General features: G+C 73.2%; 9 protein-coding genes. 5 read left to right on the top strand and 4 right to left on the bottom strand.

The features are described from left to right. Positions 1-1,548, top strand: a 1,548-nt coding sequence (locus G5C65_RS26680) for a YibE/F family protein (RefSeq protein WP_241266077.1), incomplete at its 5' end; no start/stop codon positions are given. Here the strand turns inward: G5C65_RS26680 and G5C65_RS26675 are convergent. Continuing rightward, the gene (locus tag G5C65_RS26675) at positions 1,511-1,732 is read right to left on the bottom strand and encodes a DUF5326 family protein (protein WP_165301493.1); all 222 of its coding nucleotides are present in this window, start codon (positions 1,730-1,732) and stop codon (positions 1,511-1,513) included. The genes G5C65_RS26680 and G5C65_RS26675 overlap by 38 nt on opposite strands. Positions 1,733-1,898: 166 nt before the next feature. Beyond that, entirely contained in the window at positions 1,899-2,216 is a 318-nt protein-coding gene (locus G5C65_RS26670) for a cupin domain-containing protein (protein ID WP_165301492.1), read from the bottom strand. 42 nt (positions 2,217-2,258) lie between these two features. Here G5C65_RS26670 and G5C65_RS26665 point away from each other — a divergent pair, with 42 nt between their 5' ends. From G5C65_RS26665 to G5C65_RS26650, 4 genes are read left to right on the top strand one after another with little or no spacing between them, the layout of a single operon-like run. Beyond that, entirely contained in the window at positions 2,259-2,636 is a 378-nt protein-coding gene (locus G5C65_RS26665) for a phage holin family protein (RefSeq protein WP_165301491.1), read from the top strand. A 21-nt stretch (positions 2,637-2,657) separates the two neighbouring features. Then, positions 2,658-3,158 carry a low molecular weight protein-tyrosine-phosphatase gene (locus tag G5C65_RS26660; RefSeq protein ID WP_165301490.1) on the top strand — a complete coding sequence of 167 codons (501 nt, stop codon included), beginning with the start codon at positions 2,658-2,660 and terminating at the stop codon, positions 3,156-3,158. After that, positions 3,155-4,135, top strand: coding sequence for a fructosamine kinase family protein (locus G5C65_RS26655; protein WP_165301489.1), 981 nt, complete (start codon positions 3,155-3,157; stop codon positions 4,133-4,135). The genes G5C65_RS26660 and G5C65_RS26655 overlap by 4 nt, the downstream gene beginning before the upstream one ends. A 43-nt stretch (positions 4,136-4,178) precedes the next feature. After that, a complete protein-coding gene (locus G5C65_RS26650) occupies positions 4,179-5,318 on the top strand; it encodes a cystathionine gamma-lyase (RefSeq protein WP_165301488.1) in 1,140 nt (379 codons plus the stop codon). Between the two features lie 181 nt (positions 5,319-5,499). Here the strand turns inward: G5C65_RS26650 and G5C65_RS26645 are convergent, their stop codons facing one another. After that, positions 5,500-6,480: a hypothetical protein gene (locus G5C65_RS26645; RefSeq protein ID WP_165301487.1), complete on the bottom strand. Its 981-nt coding sequence runs from the start codon at positions 6,478-6,480 to the stop codon at positions 5,500-5,502. 206 nt (positions 6,481-6,686) lie between these two features. Beyond that, positions 6,687-7,658, bottom strand: coding sequence for a metallophosphoesterase family protein (locus G5C65_RS26640; RefSeq protein ID WP_338146677.1), 972 nt, complete (start codon positions 7,656-7,658; stop codon positions 6,687-6,689). Positions 7,659-7,676: the final 18 nt, after the last annotated feature.

Raw genomic sequence — 7,676 nt, 5'->3', positions numbered from 1 at the left:
CCGCCTCCCGGCCCCGACCCGGGCCATGGACACGATCCCGGCCCCGGACACGACTCCGGACACGACCCCGGGCACGACTCCGGCCACGGTCCCGGACACGACCCCGGGCAGGTGCCGGGCCAGGCGCACGGCCCCGGGCACACGCATGGGCACGGCCATGGCCATGGGCATGGGCATGGGCACAGCCATGCGCACGGTCCGCCCGCGCCCGTCTCCCGCCATCTGCGCAAGGTCATCGGCGCGGTGCTGATCCCGTTCGGGCTGGCGGTGCTCGCCGGGCTGGTCGTGCTGTGGCCCGGCGGCGCCCCCGGGCACGATCACAACCACTCGGGCGTCGGCTTCGACCGGCCCACCTTCCAGGCGAAGGTGGTGAAGCTGGCGGAGGTGGACTGCAAGGACGTGAACGCCCAGCAGCCGCAGCAGCCCTCCGGGCCGGGGGAGCAGGGCGACGGGGCGGGGAGCGCCTCGGGGCCGTGCCAGAAGGCGACCATCGAGATCGCCGAGGGCAAGGACAAGGGCCACCGCTACACCGAGGTCGTCACGCCGGACGCCACCCGCACCTACGAGGTGGGGCAGAAGGTCGTCGTCGCCTACGCCGAGAAGGCGCCGCGCAAGCTGCAGTACAGCGTGGTCGACGCCAACCGGGACTTCCCGATGCTGCTGCTCGCGGGGCTGTTCGCGCTCGTCGTCGTCGCGGTGGGACGGCTGCGCGGGGTGCTGGCGCTGGTGGGGCTCGCGGTGAGCTTCGCGGTGCTGACGCTGTTCATCCTGCCCGCGATACTCCAGGGCTCGAACCCCCTGGTGGTGGCGGTGATCGGGGGCAGCGCGATCATGCTTTCGACGCTGTATCTCTGCCACGGGGTGAACGCGCGCACCTCCGTGGCGGTGCTGGGGACCCTGGTGTCGCTGCTGCTGATCGGGGTGCTGGGCTCGGTGTTCATCGGCTGGGCGCGGCTGACCGGGAACACGGACGACACCACGAGCCTGGTGCACGGGCTGTATCCGCAGATCGAGATCAAGGGGCTGCTGCTCGCCGGGGTGCTCATCGGCTCACTGGGGGTACTGGACGATGTGACCGTCACCCAGACCTCGGCGGTGTGGGAGCTGAAGGAGGCCGAACCGGGCGCGAGTTGGCGCAAAATCTACCGCTCGGCGATGCGTATCGGCCGGGACCATATCGCGTCCGTGGTGAACACGCTGGTCCTGGCGTACGCGGGGGCGGCGCTGCCGCTGCTGCTGCTCTTCTCCATCGCGCGCAGCGATGTGTCGATGGTGGCGACGAGCGAGGTGGTCGCCGAGGAGATCGTCCGTACGCTGGTGGGCTCGATCGGGCTGGTGGCCTCCGTTCCGGTGACGACGCTGCTGGCGGCCCTGGTGGTCTCCGCCGACCGGCAGCGCCGCGGAACCGCCGCTGCCGTGACGGGGCCGGGCGGGGAGGCCCCGGCGGGCGGCGGTCCTGGCGGCGGTGCCCCGGGTGGTGCTCCGGGCGGCGGTGCGGCCACCGGCCGGGTCACCAGCCGCCGCGGGAAGAGGAGGAAGCCGAAGTGAACCGGCGCACCAGGTAGACGACGCCGCCGACGAGCGCGGCGAAGACCAGGACCTTGAAGAGCAGGCCGACGATGAAGCCCACGATGGCGGAGATGAGGCCGCCGAAGACGACCAGCGCTATGACCGGGACGGCGATCCACTTCACCCACCACGGCAGGCTCGAAAAGGTGTCCTTCGCGTCCATCTGCGTTCTCCGTTCTGTGTCGGTGCCAGGGCTGTCGTGCTGTCTTCGATGCTAAGCGGCCGATCGCCGCCCCGGGAGGTGTCCCGGCCCCGGTCCTCCCCTGAACCCAACCCCGAGGCAACCCTGACGCGCTCATTCCGCGCCTGCCGGATCCCCCCCCTCCCGCTCAGCTCTCCGGAGGGGAGAAGACGACCAGGACCCGCAGGTCCTCGGAGATGTGGTGGAACCGGTGCGGGGTCAGCGCCGGGACGTACACCACGCTGCCCCGCGCCACCTGCGTCGTCTCCTCGCCGACCGTCACCGAGGCGCGGCCGCTGACGACGAAGTACACCTCGTCCTGGGCGTGCGGGGTCTGCGGGTCCTGGGTGCCCTGGTCGAGGGCGTAGAGACCGACCGACATCCGCCGCTCGCGCAGGAACTGCAGATACGCTCCCTCGTTGGCGGCGCGCTCGGCCTCCAACTCCTCCAGACGGAACGCCTTCACCGGACGGGCATCCTTTCGCTCGGGGTCTGCAACGATCGAACCATGACGTACTTCCTCATCAAGACGGGGGCCAACGCGCTGGCGCTGGCCGTGGCAACCTGGCTGATCGGTGACATCACGCTGACCGGCGACGACGGCGGGAAGAAGGCCCTGACGCTGGTGCTCGTCGCCCTGATCTTCGGCGTCGTGAACTTCGTGGTCAAGCCGGTCGTCAAGCTCTTCTCGATGCCCCTGCTGATTCTGACGCTGGGCCTGTTCACGCTCGTGATCAACGCCCTGATGCTGCTGCTGACCTCCTGGCTGGCGGACAAGCTGGACCTCAGCTTCCATGTGGAGGGGTTCGGCACGGCGGTGCTCGGCGGCCTGATCATCTCGATCGTGTCCTGGGCGCTGAACATGGTGCTGCCGGACCGGGACTGACACACGGGTGTAAGGAAGCGCATGTACCGGGTCTGTTTCGTCTGCACGGGCAACATCTGCCGCTCGCCGATGGCCGAGGCCGTCTTCCGGGCCCGGGTCGCCGAGGCCGGGTTCGACGGGCTGGTCGGGGTGAGCAGCGCGGGCACCGGCAGCTGGCATGTGGGCGAGGGCGCCGACCCGCGCACGCTCGCCGTGCTGGCCGCCGCCGGGTATCCGGAGCTGGACCACGCCGCACAGCAGTTTGACGCCCACTCGTTCGCACGGCACGACCTGGTGGTGGCGCTCGACGAGGGGCACGCGGCGGAGCTGCGCGCCCTGGCCCGCAACCCCGCCGAGGCCGCGAAGGTGCGGCTGCTGCGCTCGTACGACCCGGAGGCCGACCCGGCCGACCGCGAGGTGCCCGACCCTTACTACGGCGGGCCCGGCGGCTTCGACGTCTGCCTCGACCTGGTGGAGGCCGCCATGCCCGGGTTGCTGGTCGCGGTGCGGGATGCGCTGGATCTCGAAGGGGCGCGCGAATGACGCCGCACTCTGCCCCGCGCGACCTCGTCCGGGCCGTCTCGCGGGCCGTGGGCCGGGAGGCCGTCGACGCGGTGCCGGTGGGCGGCGGCTCGATCTGCGACGCGTACGCCGTCACCCTCGACGGCCCCGATACCAGAACCGGCACCGGCACCGATGCCAGAACCGACACCGGTACCAGAACCAGTTCCGGCACCGGCTCCGGCCCGGCGCGGCAGGTGTTCGCCAAGACGCTGGACGCCGCCCCCGCTGACTTCTTCGCCGCCGAGGCGGCAGGGCTGGCGCGGCTGCGGGCGACGGGCGCGGTCGCGGTGCCCGACGTCTACGGCGCCGAGCGCGGCGCGCTCGTCCTGGAGTGGGTCGAGCCGGGCGCCGCCGACGCCGCACAGGCCGAGCGGCTGGGGCGGGACCTGGCCGCGCTGCACCACACCCCGGCCCCCTCGTACGGCACCCCGGGCGAGCCCTGCTACCTCGGCCCGCTCCCGCTGACCTCGCCCGCCGCACCCGTGACCGACCCGGCCGAGTGGCCCGCCTTCCACGCCGAGCACCGGCTGCTGCCCTTCGTCCGCGCCGCCGTCGACGCCGGACACCTCGCGCCCGGCGACGCGCGGGCGGTCGAGAGGGTGTGCGACCGGCCGGACGACGAGGGCGTCTGGGGACCGCCGCAGCCGCCCGCCGTCATCCACGGCGACCTGTGGGCGGGCAATGTGCACTGGTCGGCCGACGGGCGCGCGCGGCTGATCGACCCGGCGGCGCAGGGCGGCCACCCCGAGACCGATCTGGCGCTGCTCGACCTCTTCGGCACCCCGGGACTGCGGCGGGTGCTGGCGGCGTACGAGGAGGTGCGGCCGGTGCCGGGGCTGGCCGCGCGGATGCCGCTGCACCAGCTGCAGCATTTGCTGGTGCACGCGGTGCTGTTCGGCGGCGGATACGGAGCGCGGTGCGGCGCTGCGGCGCGCACGGCGCTCGCGGGAGCGTGACCGGGCGCGCGTACGGCAGGGAGCGCTCTGAGAGGCTGGGACGATGAGTGATGCTCACCGTGATGCCGAGGCGACGCGGGTGGTGCGGGCCGGGCTGCCGCCCGAGGAGGCGTACGCCCCGCCGCTGCCCGGCCCCGTCTTCGCCGCGCACTACCACCTGCCCGGGGACGTGGACGGCGCCCCGTACACCTACGGCCGGGACGGCAATCCGACCTGGACCGGGCTGGAGCGCGCCGTCGCCGAGCTGGAGGGCGCGGCGGAGGCCGTGGCCTTCGCCTCCGGGATGGGCGCGATGTCGGCCGTGCTCTTCACCTGGCTGCGGCCCGGCGATGTCGCCGTGCTCCCCTCGGACGGCTACAACCTGCTCGCGTCCCTCCGGCAGCGGCTGGAGGACTTCGGCGTCACGGTCCGCACGGCGCCCACCCCCGGGGACGCGCAGCGCGAACTGCTCGCGGGCGCCCGGCTGCTGTGGATCGAGTCCCCCTCGAACCCCGGGCTCGATGTCTGCGACATCCGCGCGCTGGCGGACGCGGCGCACGCGCACGGCGCGCTCGTCGCCGTGGACAACACCCTCGCCACCCCGCTCGGCCAGCGCCCGCTCGCGCTGGGTGCCGACCTGTCCGTCGCCAGCGGCACCAAGGCGCTCACCGGGCACGGGGACGTACTGCTCGGCTATGTGGCCTGCCGGGACGCCGGGTTGGCGGCTCAGGTGCGCGGCTGGCGCAAGACCGTCGGCGCGATCCCCGGGCCCATGGAGGCGTGGCTGGCGCACCGCTCGCTGGCCACCCTGGAGGTGCGTACCGCGCGCCAGGCGGAGAACGCGCTGGCCGTCGCCGAGGCGCTGCGCGACCACCCCGAGGTGACGGCGGTACGCCATCCGGGGCTGCCCGGCGACCCCGCGCACGCTCTCGCCGCGCGCCAGATGAGCCGCTTCGGCTGCGTGGTCTCCTGCACGCTTGAGGACCGGGAGTTCGCCGAGCGCTTTCTGGCCGGGCTGCGGCTGGTCGGCGAGGCGACCAGCTTCGGGAGTGTGCGCTCCACCGCCGAGCGGCGCGGGCGCTGGGGTGGGGACGCGGTGCCGGAGGGCTTCGTACGGCTCTCGGTGGGTGTCGAGGACGCCGGGGACCTCGTCGCCGACCTGCGCAGCGCGCTGGGGGCTGCGCGCCGGGGAGAGCTGAGCTGAGCCTCTCCGTGCCGCCTCTCCGGGGCCGGGCGCGGGCTGCCCCTGACGGAGCGTCGCGGTCCGCGGGGGCTTCCTGGCCGGTCGCGCAGTTCCCCGCGCCCCTTCGGGGCGCACACACCCGAGTGGGGCACCCATCAGGGGCGCGGGCCCCCTCCCAGCGGGTTCCGCCGGGCGGGCGGCGCTACTCCGGGCGGTTGTCGGGGCCGCCGTACTCGGGGCTGGAGTAGTCGGGGCTGGAGAACTTCGGCCGGGTGGAGTGCTCCTGGGGCGACTCGGTGGCGGGGCGGCTGGAGAACTCCGGGTGCGAGTAGCCGAGCGGACTGTGCTTGCCGTCCGGTGGCGTCCGGTCCGGCGGCGACTCCGCGCCCCGCGACCCGTCGAGCGCCTCCCGCAGGAACGGCACGATGCCGCGCTCCAGCAGCGCCTGCCGCCAGGCTTCCCGCGCCCGGTCCACCTCCGCGCTGAGCCCGGCCTCTCCCTCTCCCTCACCCTGTCCCGCACCCGCTTCCGTGCCGTCGGCGTCCGCGCGCGGGCGGCCGTCGCGCGGCGCGCGGACCGAACTCGCCCCGTTGCGCAGCGCGGTGAGCAGCAGGGCGCCCATCGCGATCAGCGCCCCCGCCGCCGCGAACGCCGCGAACACCCAGCCCGCGCTCCGGATCGGCTGCGCGATGGCCGGCTCGGGCGTCATCAGATGGAGGGTGTAGCCCAGCAGCAGGAAGATCACGGCGGCGGTGCCCGCGAGCACCGGCGCCAGCACCGAGACGATCGCCATCAGACCCGCGCCGCTGGCCTCCACGAAGGGCTCGCCGCCGACGGCGCTGGCCAGCCGGCTCACTCCCGCTTCCCCGCCGCTTCCGCCGTCGCCCCTCCCGCCGTCGGCTCTCTCGCGCCCGGCGGGCGTGCCGCCCATGGAGGAGGGCGCGTTGGAAGGCTGGCGCAACTCCTCGCGCAGCCGTACGAACTGCCGGTACTCCGTCTCCGCACAGGCGGCTATCGCGGATGCCGCGCTGAGCGCCATGGTGCGCAGCTGTTCGGCGTTCAGATGTTGGCCGATCGCCGCGAGGTCGGGACGGCGCGGCGCGGATCGCAGTGCCTCGTCGAGGACCCGCTCGAATTCGGGCCGGTCCTCGCGTAGCAGATGCGGAGCGCTGTTCATGTGCATCCCCCGATGCTCCGTAGGGCCGTCGGTGGCCGGTCGAGGGCGGGGCGGGTCAGCAGGGCGGAGAACTCGTCGGCGAAATCGATGGTAGAGCGCCCCCCGCACTCCGTGACAGAGAGTTTTCCGAATTGACCCGCGCACACGGTCTTCCCCAGCCGATCACTCCTTGAGAATCTCCTGCCCGGGATTTCCGCGTGCGAACCCCGAACTCAGTCGGCGAGGGGGAGTTGGGCGATGAGCAGTTTGCCCGCCATCGTGACGCCGCCGTCCATCGCCACCGCCAGGCCGTCGGCGTAGACATGCGGTCCTGTGACGTCCGGGCCGGTCTCGTCGTCCTCGCTGCCGACCTCGCCCAGCAGATACGGGATCGGGCTGTGCCCGTGCACGATGCGCTTTCCGCCGAACCTGTCGAGCAGCTCCCGTACGGCCGCCGGGCCGGCGGTCTCCTCGCGGAACGCGAACCGCTTGGTGAACTTCCGGAAGAGGTCCCAGGTCTCCTCCGCGTCCTGCCGCTGAAGGGCCTCGGTGATGGCGTCGTTGACGTCCTCGATGGTCTCGCCGTAGTCGAGGTAGCAACTGGCGTCGGAGTGCACCAGCAGGTGGCTGTCGGCCAGGGTGATCGCGTCGAGCCGGGACATCCACTGGATGTGGTGGTCGCGCAGCCGCTCCATGTCGGTGCGCTGACCCCCGTTCAGCAGCCAGGCCGCCTGGAAGGAGGCGGTGCCCGCACCGGAGTTGACCGGGGTGTCGCCGAACCGCTTGGCGCCCAGCAGCAGCAGCTCGTGGTTGCCCATGAGGGCCTTGCAGTAGCCCCCGGCCGCCGCCGCCTCCGCGGAGAGCTGCATGACCAGGTCGATGACGCCGATGCCGTCCGGGCCGCGGTCCGTGAAGTCGCCCAGGAACCACAGCCGCGCGTTGTCCGCGATCCAGCGGTCGTCGGCGTCGATGATGCCGAACTGGCGGAGCGCGGCGCGCAGCTCGTCCAGATAGCCGTGCACATCGCCGACGACGTACAGCGGGCCGTCGCCGTCGTTCCCGCTGGACGTCACGGAGACGTCGACCATGGTGGGCGTCGGCTGCGTGCCGTCCGCCGCTCCGCCGATCACGGGCAGGTCCCGCTCGGTGGGCGTGTACTCGTCGGACGGCGCCTCTCCCGGCCCGCCATCGCCGGGCCCGGCGATGGCGGGCCGGGAGAGGCG

The organism is Streptomyces boncukensis (assembly GCF_011045075.1).
In the GTDB taxonomy this organism is placed as follows: Bacteria; Actinomycetota; Actinomycetes; order Streptomycetales; family Streptomycetaceae; genus Streptomyces; species Streptomyces boncukensis.
Note: the sequence above shows the minus strand (reverse complement) of the source record. Positions and strands in the feature narration are given on the sequence as shown.